This is a genomic window from Dielma fastidiosa (assembly GCF_000313565.1).
Taxonomy (GTDB): Bacteria; Bacillota_I; Bacilli_A; order Erysipelotrichales; family Erysipelotrichaceae; genus Dielma; species Dielma fastidiosa.
In genome coordinates, this window is record NZ_HE578924.1 from 404233 (window position 1) to 428967 (window position 24735).

The window sequence follows — 24735 nt, forward strand, 5'->3', positions numbered from 1 at the left end:
ATAAAAAAAGTGGTTCAAGGCCTCTAAAAGATATTTTTACCATCTTTTTAAATGCCCTGAACCACATGTTATCTAAACCTTAACTTTGATTTTTTATAACTATTACTAAGCATTGCCTTCTTATAGTTATTATTTCTTCTGAACGTATTTCAGACAGTCCAAAGTTACCGCTGTGATAATGATAATACCTTCAAATACGAATTGAAGATTTGTATCGATACCAAGAATTGTCAGTGAGTAGATTAATACGGTGAAAATAAGTACGCCGACTACTACACCTGAAATCTTACCAATACCGCCAGTAAAGGATACGCCGCCTACTACGCAGGCCGCAATTGCATCCATCTCCCAGCCTTGGCCATATGCCGCAGAACCAGAACCGATCATTCTTGCACATTCAAGCCATGAACCAAAGCCATAAAGAATACCAGCCAGAATAAATGCACCCATGGTTACCCAGAATACTGAGATACCAGAAACTGCTGCTGCTTCCGGATTGCCGCCGACTGCATATAAATTCTTACCAAAAGTTGTCTTGTTCCAAATAAACCATACAATTGCGATGGCTACAACTGCCCATAAAATAATCGTTGGGAAGCCGCCGATTCTTGGAATGATCATCTTTGGAATTGATGGATCGATAGCACCAAATGATACACCCTTTGTCGCATAAGTAACCAAACCAAAGATAACCAGCATATTAGCCATTGTAGAAATAAATGGATGCATCTTAAATCTTGCGGTGAAGAAGCCTGCAATGGCAGTAAAGAATGTACATAACAGAACACACATTACCAGTGCAAAAATCATTCGCACACCAATCGGCATACCTGTAAAATCAAACACATGACCAAATACCGCACCGGTATTGATTCCCTGATGCATGATAATGGTTGCCGTCGTCATACCCATACCAACCATACGTCCGATTGAAAGGTCGGTACCGGTCAGCAAGATTAAACCCGCAACACCAAGCGCTAAGAACATTCTCGGTGAAGCCTGCTGTAAAATATTTAAAACATTGTTAAAGGTCAGCAGCGGCACACCCTTGATGATTGGGGTAGCAATACATAGACCAATAAAAATTAAGATAATCGCAATATATAAGCCATTATTCAGCAAGAATGTCCGTTTATTAAATGAGTATTTATAATTCTCCCATTTCTGCATTCTTGATTCCATAAAGGTGAATTTAGATAAACGCAGCAAGTCAATCAGGTGATACTGCCATACAAAGGCGGCATGCCTTCTGTCTTTAATTTGCTGAAGCTCTTTATCTAACTCCATTTTGGCATCAAACATCCGGTTCTTATGAACATATTTTTCATCCTTGATTTCCTGATGATCAGAAATTTTTGCCAAAGTATCTTTATGTTCTTTTTCTAATTCCGCAATTTTCTTATTATATGCTTCCTTAGCCTGTATTTTTTCCTGTTCGCAGCTTTCTTTTAATAGCTGATAATAATCTGAATCAAAGTGCGCTTTCAAATATGCAATCGCATCGTTGATCAATTTTGAAATCTCATCCTTGTTATTTGCTTCAACGGTTTTTGCTTTTGCCAGCTGTTCATTATATTCCTTGATTCTATTTTCTTTCTCTTCCTTTTGTATACTGCGATCCCGTTTTAAAGTATCAATATTATTTTGAAGAGCAACTACACGATTGGTGCCGTCGGCTCTGAGATCATCAATCTTTTCTTGTATTTTGCCTACATAATCCTCAATGGGCTGCCGCAGTTGCTGTTCCTGTTCAGCCGTTAGGATCTTATCGTTTCCTTTCGCCATATTAATTCATCTCCCTGTTATAGATATTTCGCACTGAGTCTTAAAAGTTCTTCCTGGTTTGTCTCTTTAGTATTCACGATACCAGACAACCGCCCATTCGACATGACACCAATACGGTTTGTTATACCGAGAATCTCCGGCATTTCCGATGAAACAACGATAATTGTCTTGCCCTGTTTCGCCATATTGATAATTAATTCATAGATTTCATATTTCGCACCAACATCAATTCCGCGTGTAGGTTCATCCATCATAAAAATCTTCGGTGCGCGTTCCAGCCATTTGCCAAATATAACCTTTTGCTGATTTCCTCCGGATAGGCTGGAAATCTTATCGTCAGGCCCCATGCACTTGGTATGCATAATCTTGATTTCATTAGAAGTAGCTTTAATCATTTTAGATTCAGAAAGAGCTACACCTGACTTATACTGGTTTAGATTGGCAATTGTCGTATTAAAAGTCAAATCACCCTTCAGGAAAATACCATTCGCCTTTCGCTCTTCGGTAATCATTGCGAAACCATTCTCCATGGCCTCTTTTGCACTGCTGAAATTCATCAGCTGATTCTTGTAATAAACACGGCCTGCCGCTCTTGTACGAACACCAAAAATAGTTTCTAAAAGCTCAGTACGGCCAGCGCCTACCAGACCATATAAACCAAAGATTTCCCCTTCTTTCACATCAAAGGATATATCTTGTAAATGCGGTTCAAATTTAGTAGACAGATGCTGAATGGATAAGATGTTTTCACCCGGCGTATTGTCTACCGGCGGGAAACGGTTATCCAATGAACGGCCAACCATTGCGGATATTAAATCGTTCATATTAGCATCCTTGGTACTCTTTGTCGCAACCAATTTACCGTCACGAAGTACCGATATTTCATCACATATCTCAAAAATCTCATCCATCTTATGAGAAATATAAATAAGGGCAATCCCCTGTTCTTTTAGCTTTCTCATCATCTCGAAGAGCTTGTTCACCTCCTGCACCGTCAATGACGATGTAGGCTCATCCAGAACAATTACCTGTGAATTATAGGAAATTGCCTTAGCGATTTCACACATCTGCCGCTGGGAAACCGACATATTCCGCATCGGCTGCGTAAGATTTACAGTCATTCCCAGCTTTCTGAATAGCTCAGAAGCTTCTTTTTTCATTCTGCCTTCATCAACCACACCCAAGGAATTGACCGGATAACGGCCCAGAAAAAGATTATCAATTACATTTCTTTCCAGGCATTGATTCAGTTCCTGATGCACCATCGCGATACCATTTTCAAGGGCATCCTTAGGACCGGAAAAGCTTACTTCCTTGCCCTTTAAATAGATATTGCCCTCATCTTTCTGATAGGTACCAAACAGGCACTTCATCATGGTTGACTTACCGGCGCCATTCTCACCCATAAGTCCCATAACGGTTCCGCGTTTCACATCCAGATTGATATGATCCAGAACTCTGTTTCGGCCAAATGACTTGCTCATACCGCGTATTGATAAGACGATATCATCTTTCTTATCTGTCATTGTTCTTACTCCTCTGTTTAAAAATGCTGCATTGCCATAAATAGGTTCTTAGGGAGAATTTCTTCTCCCTAATCGCCTTTAATTAATAAATATTATTGATTTAATAAACTTGTATAAGAAGCCGCATTATCGGTCTTAACCATGTTAATAGCAAAGGCATCAAATTGGCTAGGGTTACCAAGACGGTTTGTAATATTAGATTCTGTCTGACCATCGCCGCCGATATATTCAACTTTTAGATTCAGAAGCTTGTCATATTTTTGTAATAATGGCTGATAAGTAGAACCTAAGAAATTATCTGCAGAGTTATAGATGTTCAGCCATACATTCTTTGTAGGATGAGCTGCTTCATCAAGCTGATTAGATACTGGAGCGTAAACCATTGTAGAATCCATGAAATCCTTATAGTTGTCTGCTGTAACAGCAACATTTAATGCATAATAAGAACGTTCATCAGCATTGTATTTGAAAACATCAGCACTCAGTACGTTACCTGCATCATCAGCAGTACCGATACCTGTATCGATGTCTACACCATCAAGTGCATTACGAAGAACACGCAGTGTTAAATATGCCTGTACGTCAGCATGCTGGCTGATTGTTCCGCCATAACCTTCAGCGATAGCCGCAACAGCATCACTATTAGCATCATAACCAAAAGTAGCTACTTTATTATCTTTTGACCATGCGTTAAACATTGACATACCCATACCATCATTATTAGAAACTACGATATCAATTTGATCACCAAATGAAGAAGCCCAAGTACCGATAGCGTTACCTGCTGTTGCAGCATCCCATGTTGCACCTGCAGAGTTCTTCATTTCCTGTGAAGCAAGTTCACGAACGATATAAGTCTTGCCATTGATTTCAAGTGTTCCATCTTGAACGATGGCTGTTGTTCCTTCAGTATTTGTACCGATTGGATCACTGTTAACATTACCGTCTTTATCTACGGCTGTACCTAATGCTTTACGAACACCTCTGGTACGTGCGATTGAGTCATTATGTCCGATATCGCCGATAGCCAGAACATAACCGATGATACCGTCACCATTGCGGTCAATCGTATTGATGTTCTTTTCAATGTAATCCATAACCATCGTACCTTGAAGTTCAGCACCTTGGTTCGCATCGAAACCAACATAATATGTGTCTTTGTTGAAATTCAGCGCGTTCATATCAAGTTCGCCAGTGGCGCTGCTTGATGGCTGACGGTTAAACCAAACTAACGGTTTATCCTTGTTGGCAACTTCCGCAGTACCAGGATCCGACGGGTTATCTGTCGGTTTGTCGTTGCTGCCGCAGCCTGCAACAGCAAATACCATTGCAGAAGCCATACTTACTGCTAATGCTTTTTTGAGTAATTTCATAATAAATCCTCCCTTGATTTATCCAAATTATAGCTTTATCAAGGGAGGATTACCATGCGATATTATTCACTGCACTATAAAATTTCTTTGATAGCGCATACATTTTTATTCTTTTATCCATAAATAATGGAGCTAATCAGCTTAAAAATGCCGATTATTTCCCAGGAAAACTTCATTTTTCATCATTAATTTTAGTTACTTATTTAATCTGTGTGGTCAGGGCAATTTGGGAGCAGTTATAATACTTCCCGTCCTTTAATTCAATTTCTTTCTGCACATCATGTCCCAAGCCGGCAGCTGATGCGATTTTAAAAATCACACTCGCATACTCATCACTGTCACATTGCACTGTTCCAAATAATTTGCCTGATTCCAAACCCTCAATACCTTGAGGGGTACCATCGATGCCCACAATTTTAATCGGCGCGGTAATTTTTTTACGCTCCAATGCATCGGCTGCCCCCAGTGCCATATCATCATTGTTGCTGATAACCAGCTCGATTTCGTTGGGGTATTCATCCAGCCATTTCTCCATCCATGCAGAGCCTTGACTTTTTTCCCAATTTCCGATGCCGCCGGTAATTTTCTCCAGCGGCACACCGCCGTCTTTTAATGTCTGAATAGACCATTCAGTTCTGATCAGAGAATCCTGATGATTCGTCTCGCCTTCAAGAAGTACATAGCTGACCTTGCCGTCATTGTTTAAATCGAGAGAGCTTGGATCTTCATTATAGGCATCTACTAAAATATTTCCCTGCAAAACAGCTGATTCCTTCGCGTCCTCACCGACATAATAAAGCTTCTCCCAGCGGTTCATGTCCTCTTCCACCGGTTCTCGATTGAAGAATACAACAGGTATATCGCCTTCCATTGCCCGATTAATAATATAAGAAGCGGCTGATCGGTCAACCATATTGACACAGATCACATCAACACCTAATGATACAAAACGATCCACCTGGCTGTTTTGGGTATTTTGACTGCCTTTCCCGTTCACGATATCAAGAACAATCCGGATGCCAGTATCCTTTTCGTAGGCTTTTACCTGTTCCTCCATCTTTCGGCAGAGATTGTTAATAAAGGAATCATCCCCGCGATATAAAGTAACGCCGATGCGAAGTGTCTTTTTTTCTTCTTTTTCTATATTACTGCGGCTTTGAAAAACGATACAGCCAATTACCAGACAAAAGATGAGAATCCCTGCTGCGATGAATGAATTTTTCTTTTTCATAATGCCTCCGTTTATTCTATTGGATAAAGAATTTTTTCAAAATACTTTTCCTTCAAATCATCTTTTTCAAGATAATATGAAGCCAGTTCAATCTGTTCCCGGTCACTGCTTTTTTCAATTGCCTCGACTGCTTTCACAATGCTTAAATAACCAGCATCATATTGATTCGTCGCTATCAAGCCTTTGATGAAGCCGCGATCCATTTGATTTAAAATCTTTGTCGTACTGCCAAAGCCATACAAAACAGCAATGTCTTCATAAGCCGTATGATCCGCGATTATATCAGCGGTCAAGTCCAGACTCTTTACATCTAAAGCTACGATGATTGCCCCGTCATCACACGCCGCTACTTCATCAGCCATTACCTGAGAAAAGAAATCTTCATTCTCAATAACAGGTGTATTAGGTGAGCCGCCGGGTGACATTTCATAATGATGGGCCTGAAAGCCAGCCTGGGAAATCTCCGCTAAAAGACCGTTATACACTTCTTGGTTATAACCGTAATCAAGACCTTCAGTAAACATGTATACCGGCTTATCAGCATTATTTTCGCGAACAATGGCTTCACCCAGCATTCGGCCGGCTTCATAATAATCCTGTGAGATACCGGTAATTGCCCAATCTCCCGGCAGGCTGTTGCCCATGATAATCAGCGGACTCGTTAAAACCATGTCATCCAATATCCGACGGCATTCTGCCTGCTTTAACGGCACAAATACCACTGCCTGCGAGCCATCACTGATCTCACGATTTAAAAGCTCCATCTGTTCCTCGACATCCCCTTTTTCATATAATGTGATGAAATTAACATCCACATTGTATTCATCAGCGGCCTTATCAATCCCCTTACGGAAATTCTTATAATAATCGTCATTGGTATCTTTGATTATGACGGAGACAGAATAAATGGTAGTTTCCTTTTCCTTAATAATTAAATCAGTTGAAGATAACAGAAATAAAATAATTAAAATGCCGGCCATCAGTCCCCATATCAGCTTTTCCTGTCTTGTCATTTCCATAGTTGTTCACCCTTTGCGATTATCTGGCTGTAAGGAATAGCCGGAAGCCGGATCATAATTTCTGTTCCTACATCCGGTTCAGAATGAATAGTTAAGCCATATTGCTCACCAAAATAGAGTTTAATTCGCTCATTCACATTCTTTACCCCAATGCCTGAACCCTTTTTAGAGGTTGTGTGAATTGAATCTGAGAATAAGCTTGCCACCTGTTCCTCAGTCATACCCAATCCATTGTCACAAACCAAAAAGAATAAATCATCAGCTTCACGCCAGCTCTTAATGATTACCTCACCATCACCGTCCATGAATTCCATACCGTGATAGATCGCGTTTTCCACTAATGGCTGAAGCATAAGCTTTAAGCTGGCAAGTTCTTCGCAGCCCTCACCGACCTCAATATCATAAGTAAATTTATTTTTGAAACGCATTCTTTGAATCATCAAGTAGCTGCGTACATGCTCAATCTCATCACGAACCTGAATAATACTCTTTCCTTTACTTAAGCTGATGCGGAAGAAACGTGCCAGAGCAGTTACAACTTTCACAGCTTCAGCTTTCTGCTCATTTTCAATCATCCAGACAATAATATCTAATGTATTATAGAGGAAATGCGGATTGATCTGCGATTGCAGTGTATCAAATTCCTGTTTGCGTTTTGCCTCATGCTCGGTAACGATATCATTCATGAGTACCCTGATCTGTTTAGCCATGTTGCTGATTGAAGTTCCTAAATGCTGAATCTCATAAGAACCGCCAATATAGACCGGTGTCTGTAAATTACCTTCCTCAAGAATACCTACTGATTTTTCTAATTCCTTGATTGGATCGGTTATTCTGGAAGAGATGTATGAATTGATAAAGGTTAAAATAAATAAAATCAGGGTAATGATAAAGATAATAAATAATCTGGTTTTAATCGTATTTAAGGAGACAACATTCTTCGGTGTTACGCCTACCACCTTCCAGCCGGTATAACCGACTGATTTAACGGTGACAATTCGTTCAGTGCCTTCAAATTCCTCCAGATGATTGCCGTCCTTGTATTCGGCAGCTGCTAAATTATTCTCCATGAAACGGCCTGAATCAATCAGCTGCATCTTTGGGTGATAGAGAATTTCACCATCACTGCTGATTAGATAGACATAACCGCCGCTGCCGGTCGTTACACCGTTAAAAAGGTGAGCCAAGCTTGAATAGCTCAAATCGACAAGCAGTACACCTTGCGCGGTTGATGTCCCTTCGGTTAGTTCCACAGCTCTAGATAACGATATAACCCATTGATACTGGCTCTCATTCCCATCAAAGATGGTTTGCACATGCGGATCAGAAAAATGCTGATTTTCCGTTTTATCAAGAGCATTAGTAAACCAGCTGTCACTCTTAACATCAAGGTTGGTCTTGATTCTAGCTGCCGGCACCGCTTCAATCAACGCACCGTCTTGGGAAAACAAGGCAATATTGGCAACATCATCACGGTTATTGTCATAGAGCAGCGTGATTTCACTGTTAATAGATTCTGAGGACAAATCAGCATTCTTGACTGCCCCATAATAAAGTGAATCCGACAGCTTCATCACCGTGCGCAGATAACTCTCTACCGAACGGGCTACCTGACTGATTAAGCTTTGATTCTCCTCCATGACTGTCTGCGATACTTGACTTGAAAGCCGCCCATAGATTGAAAAAGTAATCAGCAAGCTGGCAGCCAGAGCAGTGATTGTGAAATATATAAAAATTGTACGCCGGATGCTTTGGTTATGAAATATTTTCTTTTTTTCCATTATCTGGCTCCGCGGAATTTAGTAGGTGATACACCATATTTTTTCTTAAATACATAACTGAAATAATTCTGTTCCTGATAACCTACTTTAGAAGCAATGATATAAGTTTTATCATCTGTCTTATTTAATAGATCAACAGCCTTATTTAATCTGACTTCTGTCAGATAGGCAATGTAAGCCTGACCGGTTTCTTTCTTAAATATAGTCGAAAAGTAAGCCGGGCTCATATGCAGATGGCGGCAGATCATTTCAACAGATAAATCAGGGTTTTGATAATTATCCATGATATACTGTTTAGCTTCCTGAATAATGTGCCGAGTTGTTACATCACGTTCATTATTGATTGCCTGATTGATTGTGAGGGTTGTATTAAAAAGCCATTCACCAAAATCATCGCGTTTTTGAAGCATATCGATGACATTCAGATATTCCAATTCACCGCCTAAGATTTCCTCAAGATTAATGTCATATTGTTGGATTACTTGGATAATTGTATTCAAAACACCAAATACATAAACCTGTTTCTGACGGTAATGAACCTTAGCGGATGCGAGTTTTTCTGCGATTCTGGCAGTGACAGCTTTTATTTTCTCATCCGGGCCAAATTTAACCGCTGCAATATATTCTGATTCGTCATTGTTGTCAAATTTCAATTTACCGCCGCCGACTGGTTCCATATCATTAATATAGATGGTGCTGCCGCCGCCGACAACTGCTTTATAACCCAGAGCTTCAACTGCTGACTGGTAAGATCGTATGATCTGTGATAAATGGCTGCAGCTGTGTCCGATGCCAATTGTTACCGGCACCTCTAAAATTCGCTTTACCTCTTTGCAGATATCGCCAAACACATCGATCAGACCGGTAATTGTATTGTCATCAAGCGCTACAATAGCTACCATCTGAGCTTCCGCCACTGACTGAAAAAGTGAAAAACGGCAGTAACTGCTTAATTTTTCCGCGACGATTTGTTTTACTGAAATTGGTATCAGCTCTTCCTCTTGATGAAGGGATAATGTTTTTTTACTTCGGTCATCACCCTTTTCTACATCAATTGCGCCAATGATCCACCGTTTAGCACCGGCAATGGGAATATCATATTCTTCCAGCTTTGATTCAATAAAAGAGACCGGCATCTGGCGGTGAACCATGTCATTAAAGAATTGTTCACGGATAATTGGCAGGCTCTTGCGGTAATTCTCCCGCAGACTGTTTACATTACGTTTTTCTTCAATTTCTTCATCCAGACCGGATTTAATTCTTTTTAAAATAGAAGTCAGTTCTTCCACATTCACCGGCTTTAAAATATATTCCGTCACATTCAGTTTAATTGCCCGCTGAGCATATTCAAAATCATCATAACCGGAAAAGATGACCACTTTTGTGGAAGGATACCGCTGTCTGATCTTCTCAGTCAGTGTCAGTCCATCCATGTATGGCATACGGATATCCGTAAGCACTACATTGGGTTCTAACAGTTCGATTTTCTCAAGTCCATCTTCACCATTCTCTGCATCGCCCACAACTTTAAAGCCCGCCGACTCCCAATCGATCTGTTTGATGATGCTTTTACGTACTTCTTCCTCATCGTCTACCAATATAATGCTGTACAAATTCATGATCCAATTCCTCTTTTCTCATTGATTTATAAAACAGACATGCAATTCTGCCTGAATCATTCCATCCCTTTTTACTCAAAATAAATATACCATAAAACCGCTTACATATCAAAATACAGCACTCATTGATCAGCATCAACAGAAAAAAAAACTGATGGATGAGATCAGTTTTTTAATATTTATTTAGTAAATTGCGGCAGATATTCTTTATGAGCTTCAAGCAATTCATCAAAGACAAGATTCGCTAGCTCGTCTGAAGGAATCAATGGATTCATATTCAGAGCAGTAATCGCAATGTCCCGATTGCCGGTAACAGCAGCTTCGCAGACTAATCGTTCGAAGGTTTTAATTGTTTGAATTGTTCCGTTGATCTGCGGCTTCAATTCGCCGACAGCGATTGGTTTAGGACCATCAGCGGTGATGACGCAAGCGATTTCTACAGCACTGTCAGCTGGCAGATTGCTGATTGCGCCATTGTTGCGCACATTTACATATTGGATATCACCTGAATTGCTGTATAAAGATGCAATCAGGTTACACGCAGCATCACTGTAATGAGCACCGCCGCGCTGTTCAAGCTGTTTAGGTTTTACATCAAGCTCAGGATCTTTATATAATTCAAACAGCTCCTTCTCCACCTGTGATACAACTTCAGCCCGCACATGACCGGCTTGGTATTCTTCAAGCTCTTTCGCAAGCTGCTCCTTGGTAAAGAAATAATAATTATGATAAGGGCATGGTATGCAGTGCAAACCGCGGATGAAGGCTGGTGAGAACGGCAGGGCGTTGAAGTTTTTCATTGCCAGAGCATCTGATGGATCTACATGCGCATATTTCTCAATGACTTCATCGAGTACAGATTTGCCGTCAATAAATACATCTGTAGCAAAAACATGATGGTTTAAACCAGATAATTCCATTCTTACCCGCTCTGGCTCGACATTCATGATTTTAGCGATGCCGTTTACCATGCCAATCGGCACATTGCATAAGCCGATAACTCGTTTAAAATTCGTATACCGCAGTACAGCTTCGGTAACCATCCCAGCCGGGTTAGTGAAATTAATCAGCCAAGCCTGCGGACACAGCTTTTGCATATCCTTAACAATATCCAAGATGACCGGTATCGTTCTAAGCGCTTTAAACATGCCGCCCGCCCCGTTGGTTTCCTGGCCGATCATGCCATGGCTTAATGGAATCCGCTCATCCTTAACGCGTGCCGGCAGCAAACCAATACGCATTTGAGTTGTAACATAATCAGCATCCTTTAATGCTTCACGGCGGTCCAGAGTTAGCATGATCTTCATCGGCAGACCTGCCTTTTCAACCATGCGTTTCGCTAATGCGCCGACAATTTCCAGCTTTTCTCTGCCTGCTTCAATATCAACAAGCCAAAGCTCACGGATCGGACATTGTTCATAACGCTTAATAAAGCCTTCCACAAGTTCTGGTGTATAACTGCTGCCACCGCCAATCGTAACTACCTTAATTGCCTTTTTCATAACTTCTCCTCTCTATGGTTTCATACACACTGATAAATTCTTCCGCCAGAATGCCGAATGACTCAGCGGACATTAATTGATCTTCGGCGTGAACCAGCAATAACTGAAAGGCTAGCTGATCACCAGATGCTTCCTGCTGAATCAATGCCGCATGAGCATGATGGCCTTCTAAGAAAATAGCCTGTCCTTGCTGAATCAAGTCTTTAGCTGAATCATAATGACCTGCCTTTGCCTCCTGAATCGCCTCAATATAGAAAGATCGGGCACTGCCAACGGCTGAAATAATCTGGAAACAAGTTAATTCTAAACCTTCCATCTTACTCTCCAATCAGCTTCAGCGCCTGTTGGAAGACACCCTTGCCATCCATTGATCCATACATCCGCATATCGATTGAAGCCATCGGTACACTCGGATATTGCTGCTGCAGCTTTTGAAGATGGAAACGTACCTGTGGACCCAATAATACACAGGCGGCAGATGGAATCATGGCTGATGCTTCAGAAAGTCCATAAGCGTCGATATTACACGCAATCCCCTCAGCTTCAGCAGCTGCCCGCATTTTAGTTACCAGCATACTTGTGCTCATACCAGCGGAACATAATAAGACAATATTTTTCATAAATTTCTCTCCTCTTGCTTCACAGGACAGTTCCTGTTTCTATGATATTATTATATCATTATATTCTTTTATTTCAATCATTATATTCTTTATAAATTATAAATCATACATTTATGACAAATTTAATAAAATAGAGTATAATATAATAAATGAAAAGGAGTATTCTTTATGGACAAGAAATCAAAAATCCCTTTATATATGACTGTATTAGAAATATTGAAAGAGCGGATCATAACCGGTGAATATGGGCTGCATACCTTTATGCCAACTGAAAATGAATTAGAGAAAGAATTTGATGTCAGTAAGATTACGATCAGAAAAGCAATCGGCATGCTTGAAAATGAAGGCTTTGTGAGTAAGAAAAGCGGTTCTGGAACTAAGGTTATCAGCAATGGATTATATAATATCCTCACTCGATCACAGCCATTTTCAAAAACATTGACAGATGAAGGCTATGTATTCAGAAGAGAGAATACGAAGGTAACCCGGATTTCATTGGAACCGCAGGATGAGCTTTATCAATACTTCGGCAGTGAATGTTACAAAATCACCAGAAAATACTTTTTGGATGGTGTTCCTTATATTTATTACACGCATTATCTGTTAGGGGAAATGAAGCTGGATGAGGTATCCGATGATGAGCGTTTTTCCATTTATATGCAGATGTATAAGAATCATCGCATGATTTCACACTTTACAGATGAATTTTATATTGACTATCCTTCTACACAGATTCTTGAAGAGCTGAAGCTTAAGGAAGGTCCGACGCTTGGCAGAAAGCGCACGACTTATGGCATTAATGGCGAAGTGCTTGAAATATCATACTCACAGTACAATACACGGATGCATAATTACGTGATTAATTTTGATGTATAAGAAAAAGCTGTTCTTAAATAGAACAGCTTTTGAGTATTATCTGCTTACAAGCATTGCTTTGTCTTTGTTTAACAGATAGGGTCTTAAATAGGCTACCGTTGAGCTCATAGGTAAAATGTCAGGATGCAGTGAAATATTTAATTCCTCAATAATATATTTTCTTCTTGCTTGAATCCGCTGCCAAAACTGCGGTGCTGTATTTTTAATATTTTCCCTCAAATGTTCATCAGCCAAGGCAACACTACATTCACAGCTTGTTCCGGCATAGCCGGCAACTGAAGGAATTATATCAATTTGAAACAGCATACCGCTTTCGATAACTTCCTGACTGTTTTCATAAATCGGTGATGCTAGCCATTCTTCATCAGCTGTAAGGTGACCTGGGCATAAATGCCAGTGATATTGATCCTTAGGCAATACATTTTCAACCAATTGATAAACATCATTACCGCTGCTTCCGCAATGCACGTTCTCCAGCCAAGCAACAACCGCGCTATAATAAGGTTTAACAACAGCCTCTAAATAGTTCTGGGCGGCTGCTGGCAATTCCTCTGCATCATGGACAGCATATCCTGCTCTGGAAGATAAACCGCCTTTATAACCTACGGTCAGACTGATTGGATCGCCGATTTTCACTTGATTCTGTGTAGGATAAAGGTTTGCTTTTATAAACCGTTTTCCCGCAGCCGCAATGGTGACAACGCTATTTCTTTGCCCATAAGCATTTAACACATCACCTATCGACATTTCGCTTACGCCCTCATTTAATCGCTGCATTGCTTCCAGCATACGATCAGAGGCTAAAGAAGCTCCAAATTCATAATGTTCCAGCTCATTTACATTGTTAATACAGCGTACCCCTTTTTCCCCAATAAATAGATAGGCAGCATTAGTTACATATTCTGATCCGCCGGCAAGAGCCTTGATTTCCTGTACTATATAATAAGGTACATCGAACAGATTGTGATTATCATCATACTTGCTGGTAAAATTCTTCCAGCCAACAATGCCAACTTTCTTTCCGCTTTCAATCTTAGCCGCTTTTAAAAGTTCACTAAAGCTCGCTTTGTTATCCATCGGCTGATTAGGGAGTGAGAAATGCGGAACATGGATAGCTTCTGCATTAATACGCGCATGCTCAACTTTATTTAAATTCTCATTTCCCATCAACATATAGTTACAGCCATCTTGATGCATAACCAAAAGTGCTTCTTCAAATCTTGGCAGGAAACCGCACAGATATTCAAAATTACTGCCATGCTCTAAGTCCGCATAGATAACTAATGTATCAAAGTTTTCTTCTTGCATTCTTTTAAGCACTTTTTGATATCTATACTGCATTGTTTCATCGCTCAAAATAATCGGGATATTAGTACAATCGGGTTTGGGCTGAGGGACTCTTCCATAATTAATTTCTTTCATTTTTATTTTCTCCTATTCTTGCTTACTTAATTCCATAACTAAATGCAGAAGCACATCAGCGCCCTTTTTAATATCTTCATAATCTGTCCATTCTTCCGGACAATGAGAAACGCCGCCGTTTTTACTTGGTACATAAATCATATTAGTATCTACAAAATCTGTCATAATCATAGAATCATGTCCGGTTCCATTATTAATGATAGAATGTGAATAACCTAATTGATTACATATTGCTTCCATTTTCTTAACATTATCTGCATTCATAATACTAGGTCCGGTAGGATTTGGATAGTTAATTCTTTTAATTTCTTCTAATTCCGTTTTAAGCTGATAGTTTTCTTCCACCTCATTCAGTATAGACAGAATCAGTTCATTAAAATTTACCGATTCCACAATTTCTTTTGTAAATGTTCTTATTTCTATTTTACCCTCTACATATTCAGGAACAAACTGATTTGAGTTTGGAACAATATCCAGCCTTCCCACACAGCCAGTTACCGACGATCCTAATGCTTTGATTTTCGCATCAAACGCATTTATAAAATATGCAGCTCCGACCAGGGCATCTTTACGGTTAGTCATTGGTGCAGTTGAATCCGCAGTCGCGCCATAAAAGCGTATTTTATAACGGCCAATCCCCGCTAAATACTTTATTAAACCCACTTCAATATTTTCCCTGTCTAAAACTGGTCCTTGTTCAACATGCAGCTCAATAAAATTTTTAATGGTTTTTGGATCACGTTTGGCAGCTTCTAAATCAGGTACTAAGCCGTATTCAGCCATTGCTTCCAATTTGGTTTGACCAAATCGATTTTTCACGGTTTTAAGTTCTTCTTCAGTCATTGTTCCCATCATTGCTCTTGAATTTGAAACACCTGTACTAGGGCCAAAGGTTGCCCCCTCTTCAGCGTTCATAGCGATAATTTCTAATGGATAATCATTGCGGAAGTTGTTTTCCGTCAATACTCGCATAACTTCAATTGCTGCAACGGTTCCTGCTGCACCGTCAAAGGCACCGCCATTCACAACACTGTCGTAATGTGAACCAAACATTACTGAAGGCGCATCTTTTAATGTACCCTCTTTTCTGCCAAATACTGTTCCGAAGCCATCTTCATAAACCGTTAAATTCAGCTTCTGCATTTCGGAAATTAAATATGCTTTAGCCATTTGATCTTCTTTACTATATGAAGACCTGGTTACACCTTGCCCCGGTGTTGAAGTAAATGCTGCCAGTGTCTCAAGATCTTTTTGTATTCTGTTTGTTTTTGTTTCCATCATTTTCCTCCATATGCCTGATTTAATATATTAAATATAAAAAGCCCAAGGAAGCTGGGCTTTTTACAACTTCAATTCTTAAAACTTAATGCCAACCGATTCATTTTCCTTTATCGTTCGAGTTATCTTTTCCACCTTTATATCTTGATTGGGAAAAACAACCATAACCGTTGCATCATATCCTTTTGTTTTTAATAGATTCAAATCTACATGAACTAAAGGATCGCCTTGTTTTATCGTTTGACCTTGTTCAACTAAAGCTTTGAAACCTTCCCCACCTAATTTAACCGTATCGATACCAATATGAATCAATACCTCTGCACCATTATCCATTTTCATGCCAATCGCGTGATGTGTCGGAAAGCATACTGATATGATCCCGCTCATAGGAGCATAAACAGTTTGTCCAGAGGGGACAACAGCAAAGCCATCACCCATCATTTTCTGTGAAAAAACTGGATCTTTTACTTCTTCTAAAGGAATTATCGTTCCAGCAACAGGAGCTGTGAATACTTCCTTTTTCTTAAATAAATTAAACATTTGCTTTTACTGCGCGTTTTAATTCTGCCGCAGCCTTTTCAACTTTTGCGCCATAAACAACTTGAATATTTTCCTCATTGATTTTTATCAGCCCTAAAGAGCCGGTACCTTTCAAGGCAGCTTCATCAACTTTTGAGGTATCCTTTAAAATAAGACGCAAACGTGAAATACAGTTATCAATTTCAACAATATTCTCTTTTCCGCCTAAAGCAGCCATAATTGCTGATCCTAATTCAGTAATTTCATCGACCATGTTGATTTCATCTTCCTCATCTTCTCTTCCTGGTGTTTTGATATTGAATTTAACAATTGCCCATTTAAATACAAGATAATATATAACTGCATAAGCAATACCAATTACCACGTTGATAATCCATTTTGTTTCTGGGCCGCGCAGTACGCCAAACAGCATCAGATCTACCAAACCGCCGCCGGCATTACCAATACATACGCCAAGTAAAGTATTCAATAAGAATGAAAGACCCGCCATAAATGCGTGGAATAACCATAATAATGGTGAAATAAAGAAGAATGCAAATTCGATCGGTTCTGTGATACCGGTAAAGAAACTAGTTAAACCAGCTGCCAATAACATACCTTTAACTTTCTGCTTATTTTTTGGCAGCGCTGTCTGATACATTGCAAAGCATGCAGCAGGTAAGCCAAAGACCATAAACGGATGCGTTCCTTGTGTTAAAAAGCGTGTTGCCTGACGCATAACATCCATATCTGGATTGGAAGACATTAATAATTGATTAAAAATATTTAAAGCCCCTGAAACTTGTTCACCGTCAATCATGGCACTGCCGCCAATCGGTGTAAAACGAATTAACTGATTCAAGATATGATGTAACCCTGTTGGAATTAATAAACGCTCTAAGAAACCATAAATGAATGTTCCAAATGCACCAGCTACTGCCAATAAATTGCCGAATGCTTCAATCAGCATATTAAATAATGGCCATACAAAATACATGCCGCCAGCTAATAATGGAATTGTTACTACCATCATAATCGGAACAAAGCGTTTACCGCTAAAGAAACTAAATGCTGTTGGTAATTGTGTTTCATGGAATTTATTGTGAATCATCGCACTCCATAAACCGACAATGATACCGCCAAAGATTCCCATACGGTAAGTGAAGATACCAAATACAGTTTCATAAACAGCACTTTGCTGTGTTGCTTGCAGAATATCCATGCCGCTTTTCACAAGATAATCTATACTTGTTGTATCTGCGTTGATACCTTTAAGATTTAAAAAGAAACGAATTGTTGTATGAAATAATACAAAGCCGATGATTGATGCGAAAGTAGCTATTTCTTTATCTTCTTTGGACATCCCCATCGCAACTGACATACAGAATAATATTGGAAGTAAACCAAATAAACCGCCAGACAGCGTATTAACTAAACTTATAAATGTATTTACAATTTCCACATTCGCAAGAGAATTACCGAAAATCATTGGATTTTGTAATGTTGAAGCTAACCCCAGCAGCAATCCCGCTGCAACGATGATTGATAAAGGTCCCATTAAGGATTTACCAAGCTTTTGAATAAATGTTTTCATTTCTTCCTCCTTATGCCAAGAATCATATGTGCACTCTACAATTCCTTTCATGGGCTAATTATCTATGATTCAGGATAAAATGTAAACCTTTACACAAGCTCTTGAGATATTGTTTGTTTTATGTTATTTGTAACATTTTATGTAATTTATTACATGGTTATTTTAAGGTTGTATTTTATGGCACAGCCAGAGAAATTAAATTAATACTTGATTATTCCACTATATTAGCGATAATTATTATATTACGGAAGAAGGGTTAGACATGGGTTCAAAATTAGATTTATTAATTAATGAAAATTATCATAAATTAAATAACATTGACTTGCATATTCTGAATTTCATAAAGAATAATCAAGGATTATGTTCAGAAAGCAGTATAGCGGAATTAGCGAAAAGCTGTAATGTTTCAACAGCTACAATCTTGCGTACAGCCCGCAAATTAAATCTTAGCGGATATAGCGAGTTAAAGTATTTTTTGAAAAATGATACGACCAAGAAAGAAGAAGAGACAATCGATGTTGTAGAAATAATAAATTCAGATATTGTACAAACCATTAAATTCTTCCAACAGAACGCTAACTTAAAAAGCATTTATCAAACAATGGAAAATGCGGATCATATTTATGCTTATGGTACAGGGCAGGGACAAAGGTTAATGCTGCAGGAATTTGCCCGCTGTTTTTTGAATGTAAATATTAATATTATATTAATTCCCACATCCACTGAATTAAAGATTATTAAAAAGTTTATCACTAAAAATGATCTGTTATTTATTGCTTCATGGTCAGGAAAGATTGAAAAGTATAAAGAAACTTTGATTAACCTTGATGTTTTAGGTGTTCCTTTAATCTCAATCACTAATTTAAACAATAATGAGTTATCTACTTTATCTGATTATAATTTATATTTTCAAAGCACTACCATTGATGAAGATATGAATATTAATCGGTCTTCTTACTTAACGCTGCATCTTGTTTTGCATCTACTGTATGATGGCTATATTGATTATCTGAATCACCAAGCAAAAGTTTAAATTATATTAAAAAACTGCCGAAGCAGTTTTTATTTTATCTATAATGGCATGGCACAGCCGTCAGCCCGTGGATCACTGCCGCCAAATAAAACACCATTTTCCTTTATTTCAATTAACTGTGAAGCGCCCGAACACTCATAAGGCTCAATTACTTTAAGCTCATGTCCCATGGCTTGTAATTGCTTCAGCTTCTCTTCACCAATCTGTTTTTCTATTTTTAATACATTTGTAATACTGCCGCATGGATTGCTAGACTGAGCATCTGCCCATTTAGCGGTTTCTAATGCAGATTGCACATCCATGCCAAAATCAATGACATTGCATAAGGTCTGCATGTTCCACTGCGGCTGATTGTCGCCGCCCGGTGTATTGCCGACCCAGCGCAGATTCCCCTGATTATCAGTTACCATATAAGTAACTAATGTGTGCATTGTTTTTTTATGCGGATGCAGACAATTAGGATGACCTTCTGTCAAATTGAAGCCTGAACCTAAACGGTTATTCAGCAGGATGCCACAGCCCTCAATTTCCTCACCAGATCCCCAGGATGCCGAAATGCTGTGTATAAAGGAGACTGCATTGCCTTGACTGTCAACAACCACAAAGCTTGTCGTGTGGCCCTTTTCGTTAAATGGGATTTCATCAATAATTGGCAGTGAACGATCCATGCGAATCGCGGAAGCCTGCTTTTTCGCATATTCTTCAGATAAGATCATATCAATAGGATTATTCACAAATGATGGATCACCAAAATAACGAACCCGGTCATTAAAGGCAAGTTTTTTTGCTTCCACCATCAAATGAATGGCTTCAGCTGATTCAGGCTCTAGTTTTGAAAAATCAAATTGATTTAAGATATTCATTTCTTCAAGATGAATAATGCCTTGTGATACCGGCGGTGTTTGGAAAACCCGATAATTGCGGTAAGGGACTGAAATTGGTTCAAGAATTTCTGATTTCATTGCCTTTAGATCTTCCAGCTTAAATAAACCGCCATGTTTTTCAGAATGTTTAACTAATTTTTCCGCAAGCTCTCCTTCATAAAAAGCAGCGCGTCCCTGTTCTGCGATAATACGCAATGAATGAGCATATTCAGGATTATAATACAATTCTCCGGCCGCCAGCGGTTCATTATCATTTTTTAAGAAACGCTTCCGCAGACCTTCGAAACGTAAGATTTTATCATAATCAGTATGCAGATGGCGAGCCACCTTTTCGGATACCGGACAGCCATTTTCAGCCAAATCAATAGCGTCCTGACATAGATCAGCAAAACGCATCGTACCAAATTTTTCTAAAGCAAGCAGGCAGGCATCAACTTCCCCTGGCACAGCTGCCGATAAAATGCCGTCATTAGGTATATGGTTCATGCCATGTCTTTTGAAGTAATCAATTGTCGCCTGTTCCGGTGCCGCGCCAGAGCCGTTAAGCGCACTGATTTTTTTACTGGCCGCATCATAATACAGTAAGAATACATCGCCGCCAAGACCACACATATCGGGGAGTACGACACCGCTTGTATTAGCCATGGCAACTGCCGCATCCATCGCGTTGCCGCCTTTTTTTAATATATCGATTCCTGTTGAGGATATCAACGGATGAGCGGAGGCCACCATGCCCTTTCTGCTCATCACAATACCTCGATGTTTCATAAAATCACCTTCTTTTCATCTACTGCTGATTCAGATTTTTTTGTGCTTCTTCAACTTCTTTCATACGCATTTTCTCTGCGATTTTAAAGAACGGATAGTAAATCGCAATGGATATCAGCAGACCGCAGAAAGCCCAGACAGCGGCTGGAATATTTCCGCCTGTTGAGAGATATGCGCCAATTACCGGCGGCATGATCCATGGTACAAGAGCTACCGGACGGCCGATAATATTAAAGAACATTAAGAAGTAAGTACCAATAACTAAAACTACATCAACTAAAACAAATGGTATCATCATAACCGGGTTCATAACGATAGGGAAACCAAATGTTACCGGTTCATTAATATTAAAGATACCTGCCGGCAAAGCCAATTTACCAAGTGTGCTGAAAGATTTTTCTTTTGAACGTGTCATCAGCAGTACAAGACCTAAAGTTGCTCCGGCACCGCCCAGCGATACAAACCATGGAATGAAACCCGTAGCTGTAATATAAGGGATTGGATTGCCAGCCAGATATGCTTCTGAGTTAGCAGTGATGAAAGTGGTAAAAATAGGCACACCCACTGCGTTGAGAATAGACTGACCATGGATACCTACGCACCACAGCAGCTGTGAAACAACCATATAAACTAAAATACCAGGCAATGTATTCAATGCGAATACAAGCGGTGAGAATAATTGCGTAACTAACTCTGGAATATTTAAACCAAAGACACAACTCAGCGTCCAAAGAATTGTTAATGCGACAGCACCTGGAATCAAGGCAGAGAAAGACTTAGAAACAGCTTCCGGCACACCTTCAGGGAAGCGTATGATCCAGTTTTTGCGGACAAACAATTCTAAGATTTTAACAGCGAAAATTGCAACAACGATGGCCGTAAAAATACCCTTTGAACCAAAATACGTGGTTGACATTGCAAATTCACTGTCAATCTGAAGCATCATGAAACCGATAAATGATAGAATACCTCCCATCAATCGATCTTGTTTAAATTCTTTCGCCAAATTATAACCAACTGAAAAAGCTACATATAAAGCAATGATCCCCATTGTCATTGTGTTAGGAACACCCAACATCGCTTTATAAGGTTCAATAAATTTCAGCCATGCATCATTTGGAAATTGCTGGATGATAATAAACAGGCTTCCGAAAATTGTGAAGGGAACAGTTGCAACCATACCGTCTTTTACACCGACAATGTAAGGATTCGCCCCTAGTTTAGCAAATATAGGCGCAACTTTCATCTCCATAAAGTCCATGAATTTTTTCATTTTTCCATCTCCTTTGAAAGTTTCATTCACTTTCCTTTATCTGCTGACATCTTAACATAATAATGTTTACTTGTAAAGATTATAATGTTATATATTTATAAAATATAGGACATAATGTTAGACCGTGATTTTTATACACAAAAAAAGATGACCTATTAAAATAAGTCACCTAAAATCCTATTTATTGATTTCTGAGCAGCTAATGGATAACCGCTTTAACTTTAGCTTTTTCTCTATAATGCGCCCATAATCTCGTTAAATATGGCAATGCAAAGGTTGTGATAACCAGCGCTAAAGCACATTGGGCCGTTGCTGAACCGACATATGGTTCAAATGCTGGATTTATTTGCGCAGCCAAATAAGGCAGTGACAAGCTGACTCCTGATAAACCACATGACGCAATTGCCGCATGCCCCGGCTGTTTCAGTATCAAGCAATCAAAAAGCAAAGCAGGAATCAGTGAAAGAAGTAATGTACACCCGCATAAAAGCAAACCTTGAAAGCCGCATTCAAACATTGTTATCAATGAGATATTGGTTCCAAACGCAAATCCTGCCAATGGTATTAAACATTGGGTACCATCTTTAAACATTTCTTTAAACTCACTGTCTAATAAATTGCAGCCTATCCCCAGCAGCAAGGGAAGCAGCATAGCCAGAAGACTATTAATCAGATTCCCTTGGCTAGAAAAGCTAAATAGCAGCAAGGCAATATTGGGCAAGCCAATCAATGTCATTAAACCGAAATTCGCTTGATCAATAGAATCGCCTAATTCATTAACAATACTCAAATAAAGAGCCGAATTACAGCTCATATATGCGGTTATCCAAGCCAAAGAGCTGATTTGAAAAATGCCCTCTGCCGGCATATAACGCAGCATAAAAGTACCGAATATAAAGTAGAGAAGCAATTTAAACAAAGCTAACGGCAATCCGCGTTTTGCAACTTTTCGGATAGTTATAAAATCCATCTGAGTACCCGTAAAAAACAACATTAAACCAATAATCGTCATCAGACCGCTTTTAGTAAAGGTTACCGTAAAGGGATCGCCAATTGCCAGTAAACCCGGACAAAATGTATTACATAACGCGCCAAGGAATACCGGCACCAGCATCATGCCTACCGGAATCCGTCTGATTAAAGCCGCAGCTTTCATTATTCAGTATAAGTCAGATCTTCACCGTTACTGGCTATTACTTTTGCGAAATAATCAAATGAATCTTTCTTATAACGGTCAAGACTGCCTTCTCCGTCATTATTACGATCTACATAAACAAAGCCATAACGTTTTCTCATTTCACCAGTACCTGCGGATACAATATCGATAGGCCCCCAGTAAAGATATCCCATGATTTCGCATCCATCTTCAATTGATTCCTGAACCTGTACTAAGTGATCATGAATATAACGTTTTCTGAAATCATCCTGAATTTTACCATTTTCATCAACTGCTTCATCTAAGCCGATACCGTTTTCCACAATAAACAGCGGCAATCCATAGCGGTCATTCAAATCATTGCATACAAAGCGAAGTCCCTTAGGATCAACCGGCCAGCACCATGGTTCAGGTGAAGTCTCTTTTAAATATGGATTATTTAAACCAGCAGAACCACCAGTATCTACCCGAATCGCAGCATCCTTGTGATATACAGTAGAACGATAATAGCTGAATGCGATATAGTCAGAAGTAAAGTTAGCAATCGTATTTAATTCGTCTTCACTCATTTCTACATGTACATCATTTTCTCGCCAAATACGTTTTACATAACCAGGATATTGACCTTTACACATAACGTCAAGGAATAAATAGTGTTTCCGTCTATGATCAACTACACCTAAAATATCATCTGGATCACAAGTATATGGGTAAGTTGCAATATGTGATAATGAAAGCATGCAGCCAACCTTCATTTCTGGATCAATCTCATGTCCCAGCTTCACGGTTTTCGCATGAGCTACAAACAGATAATGAGTAGCTTGATAGAGCTGCTGCATTGTCAGATCAGCATTCACCCGTTCTGTATTTTTAGGGTTGATATCTAAGACACCGCCGGCAGCGAAAGGCATTCTAAAAATATTATTCACTTCATTGAAAGTCATGTAATATTTAACTTTACCCTTATAACGATTGAACACAACAGTTACATAGTTCATCCAGAAATCGATCATTTTTTTATTTAGCCAGCCGCCGTATTCAGTTAATAAATGCAGCGGCATTTCATAATGGCTTAATGTGATAACCGGCTCCATCCCCAGACGAATCATTTCATCAAATAAATCATCATAGAATTTCAACCCAGCTTCATTTGGTTCTGCTTCGTCACCATTAGGGAAAATACGTCCCCAAGAGATGCTTGTACGGAAAGCCTTAAAGCCCATTTGATGCATATATTCCAAATCCTCATGATAGCGGTGATAAAAATCAATCGCTTCATGGCTCAAATACTTTTTATTTGGTACTAAAGCTGGTTCCCATTTAGAACCATTCCATTTCAAATCCGGCTGATTCATAATGCCAACTAATACATCTGTCACATTTAGCTTTTTACCGTCTTCCAAATATGCACCTTCAATCTGATTTGCAGCAACTGCGCCGCCCCATAAGAAATTTTCTGGAAATCTTTTTGCCATT

At 39.3% G+C, this 24735-nt stretch carries 20 protein-coding genes; 2 read left to right on the forward strand and 18 right to left on the reverse strand.

Translation table 11 applies throughout. The annotated features are described in order from the left end of the window. Nucleotides 1–129: 129 nt before the first annotated feature. The 10 genes from DAHG_RS05465 to DAHG_RS05510 form a co-directional block, all read right to left on the reverse strand. Nucleotides 130–1785 carry an ABC transporter permease subunit gene (locus DAHG_RS05465; protein WP_022937328.1) on the reverse strand — a complete coding sequence of 552 codons (1656 nt, stop codon included), beginning with the start codon at nucleotides 1783–1785 and terminating at the stop codon, nucleotides 130–132. A 17-nt stretch (nucleotides 1786–1802) separates the two neighbouring features. Beyond that, complete coding sequence (locus DAHG_RS05470) at nucleotides 1803–3311, reverse strand: sugar ABC transporter ATP-binding protein (RefSeq protein WP_022937329.1); 1509 nt, start codon at nucleotides 3309–3311, stop codon at nucleotides 1803–1805. Between the two features lie 92 nt (nucleotides 3312–3403). Then, nucleotides 3404–4684 carry a substrate-binding domain-containing protein gene (locus tag DAHG_RS05475; protein WP_022937330.1) on the reverse strand — a complete coding sequence of 427 codons (1281 nt, stop codon included), beginning with the start codon at nucleotides 4682–4684 and terminating at the stop codon, nucleotides 3404–3406. Nucleotides 4685–4883: 199 nt separating this feature from the next. Continuing rightward, the gene (locus DAHG_RS05480; protein ID WP_022937331.1) at nucleotides 4884–5915 is read right to left on the reverse strand and encodes a galactose ABC transporter substrate-binding protein; all 1032 of its coding nucleotides are present in this window, start codon (nucleotides 5913–5915) and stop codon (nucleotides 4884–4886) included. A gap of 11 nt (nucleotides 5916–5926) precedes the next feature. Further along, nucleotides 5927–6934 (reverse strand): sugar ABC transporter substrate-binding protein, encoded by a 1008-nt coding sequence (locus DAHG_RS05485; RefSeq protein ID WP_022937332.1) that lies wholly within the window; start codon nucleotides 6932–6934, stop codon nucleotides 5927–5929. After that, on the reverse strand, nucleotides 6925–8715 hold the full coding sequence (locus DAHG_RS05490) for a sensor histidine kinase (RefSeq protein WP_022937333.1): 1791 nt from the start codon (nucleotides 8713–8715) through the stop codon (nucleotides 6925–6927). The genes DAHG_RS05485 and DAHG_RS05490 overlap by 10 nt, the downstream gene beginning before the upstream one ends. Next, a complete protein-coding gene (locus DAHG_RS05495; protein WP_022937334.1) occupies nucleotides 8715–10334 on the reverse strand; it encodes a response regulator in 1620 nt (539 codons plus the stop codon). The genes DAHG_RS05490 and DAHG_RS05495 overlap by 1 nt, the downstream gene beginning before the upstream one ends. A 179-nt stretch (nucleotides 10335–10513) precedes the next feature. Further along, nucleotides 10514–11836 carry a 6-phospho-beta-glucosidase gene (locus tag DAHG_RS05500; protein ID WP_022937335.1) on the reverse strand — a complete coding sequence of 441 codons (1323 nt, stop codon included), beginning with the start codon at nucleotides 11834–11836 and terminating at the stop codon, nucleotides 10514–10516. Then, nucleotides 11820–12152 carry a PTS lactose/cellobiose transporter subunit IIA gene (locus DAHG_RS05505; protein WP_022937336.1) on the reverse strand — a complete coding sequence of 111 codons (333 nt, stop codon included), beginning with the start codon at nucleotides 12150–12152 and terminating at the stop codon, nucleotides 11820–11822. Before DAHG_RS05505 ends, DAHG_RS05500 begins: the two co-directional genes overlap by 17 nt. Before the next feature lies 1 nt (nucleotide 12153). Beyond that, complete coding sequence (locus DAHG_RS05510) at nucleotides 12154–12456, reverse strand: PTS sugar transporter subunit IIB (RefSeq protein ID WP_022937337.1); 303 nt, start codon at nucleotides 12454–12456, stop codon at nucleotides 12154–12156. A gap of 168 nt (nucleotides 12457–12624) precedes the next feature. On the opposite strand from DAHG_RS05510, the gene DAHG_RS05515 reads away from it, so the two are divergent. Then, the gene (locus tag DAHG_RS05515; protein ID WP_022937338.1) at nucleotides 12625–13332 is read left to right on the forward strand and encodes a GntR family transcriptional regulator; all 708 of its coding nucleotides are present in this window, start codon (nucleotides 12625–12627) and stop codon (nucleotides 13330–13332) included. Between the two features lie 36 nt (nucleotides 13333–13368). On the opposite strand, the gene DAHG_RS05520 is transcribed toward DAHG_RS05515, so the two are convergent. From DAHG_RS05520 to DAHG_RS05535, 4 genes are all read right to left on the reverse strand, one after another. After that, nucleotides 13369–14754: a M24 family metallopeptidase gene (locus DAHG_RS05520; RefSeq protein ID WP_022937339.1), complete on the reverse strand. Its 1386-nt coding sequence runs from the start codon at nucleotides 14752–14754 to the stop codon at nucleotides 13369–13371. 12 nt (nucleotides 14755–14766) lie between these two features. After that, nucleotides 14767–16035 carry a M20 family metallo-hydrolase gene (locus DAHG_RS05525; protein WP_235696028.1) on the reverse strand — a complete coding sequence of 423 codons (1269 nt, stop codon included), beginning with the start codon at nucleotides 16033–16035 and terminating at the stop codon, nucleotides 14767–14769. A 75-nt stretch (nucleotides 16036–16110) separates the two neighbouring features. After that, the gene (locus DAHG_RS05530; RefSeq protein ID WP_022937341.1) at nucleotides 16111–16572 is read right to left on the reverse strand and encodes a PTS sugar transporter subunit IIA; all 462 of its coding nucleotides are present in this window, start codon (nucleotides 16570–16572) and stop codon (nucleotides 16111–16113) included. Continuing rightward, nucleotides 16565–18145, reverse strand: a complete 1581-nt coding sequence (locus DAHG_RS05535) for a PTS transporter subunit EIIC (RefSeq protein ID WP_022937342.1) — start codon at nucleotides 18143–18145, stop codon at nucleotides 16565–16567. Before DAHG_RS05535 ends, DAHG_RS05530 begins: the two co-directional genes overlap by 8 nt. Nucleotides 18146–18407: 262 nt before the next feature. Between DAHG_RS05535 and DAHG_RS05540 the strand changes: the two genes are divergently transcribed. Then, complete coding sequence (locus tag DAHG_RS05540) at nucleotides 18408–19178, forward strand: MurR/RpiR family transcriptional regulator (RefSeq protein ID WP_022937343.1); 771 nt, start codon at nucleotides 18408–18410, stop codon at nucleotides 19176–19178. A gap of 38 nt (nucleotides 19179–19216) precedes the next feature. Here DAHG_RS05540 and ggt read toward each other — a convergent pair whose 3' ends face one another. The 4 genes from ggt to DAHG_RS05560 all read right to left on the reverse strand — a co-directional run bounded on the left by ggt (nucleotide 19217) and on the right by DAHG_RS05560 (nucleotide 24734). Continuing rightward, entirely contained in the window at nucleotides 19217–20830 is a 1614-nt protein-coding gene (gene ggt / locus DAHG_RS05545) for a gamma-glutamyltransferase (RefSeq protein ID WP_022937344.1), read from the reverse strand. A 19-nt stretch (nucleotides 20831–20849) separates the two neighbouring features. Next, entirely contained in the window at nucleotides 20850–22103 is a 1254-nt protein-coding gene (locus tag DAHG_RS05550) for a PTS sugar transporter subunit IIC (RefSeq protein WP_022937345.1), read from the reverse strand. 199 nt (nucleotides 22104–22302) lie between these two features. After that, nucleotides 22303–23259 (reverse strand): 2-keto-3-deoxygluconate permease, encoded by a 957-nt coding sequence (locus DAHG_RS05555; RefSeq protein WP_022937346.1) that lies wholly within the window; start codon nucleotides 23257–23259, stop codon nucleotides 22303–22305. Then, nucleotides 23259–24734: a glycoside hydrolase family 1 protein gene (locus DAHG_RS05560; RefSeq protein ID WP_022937347.1), complete on the reverse strand. Its 1476-nt coding sequence runs from the start codon at nucleotides 24732–24734 to the stop codon at nucleotides 23259–23261. The genes DAHG_RS05555 and DAHG_RS05560 overlap by 1 nt, the downstream gene beginning before the upstream one ends. Nucleotide 24735 lies beyond the last annotated feature (1 nt).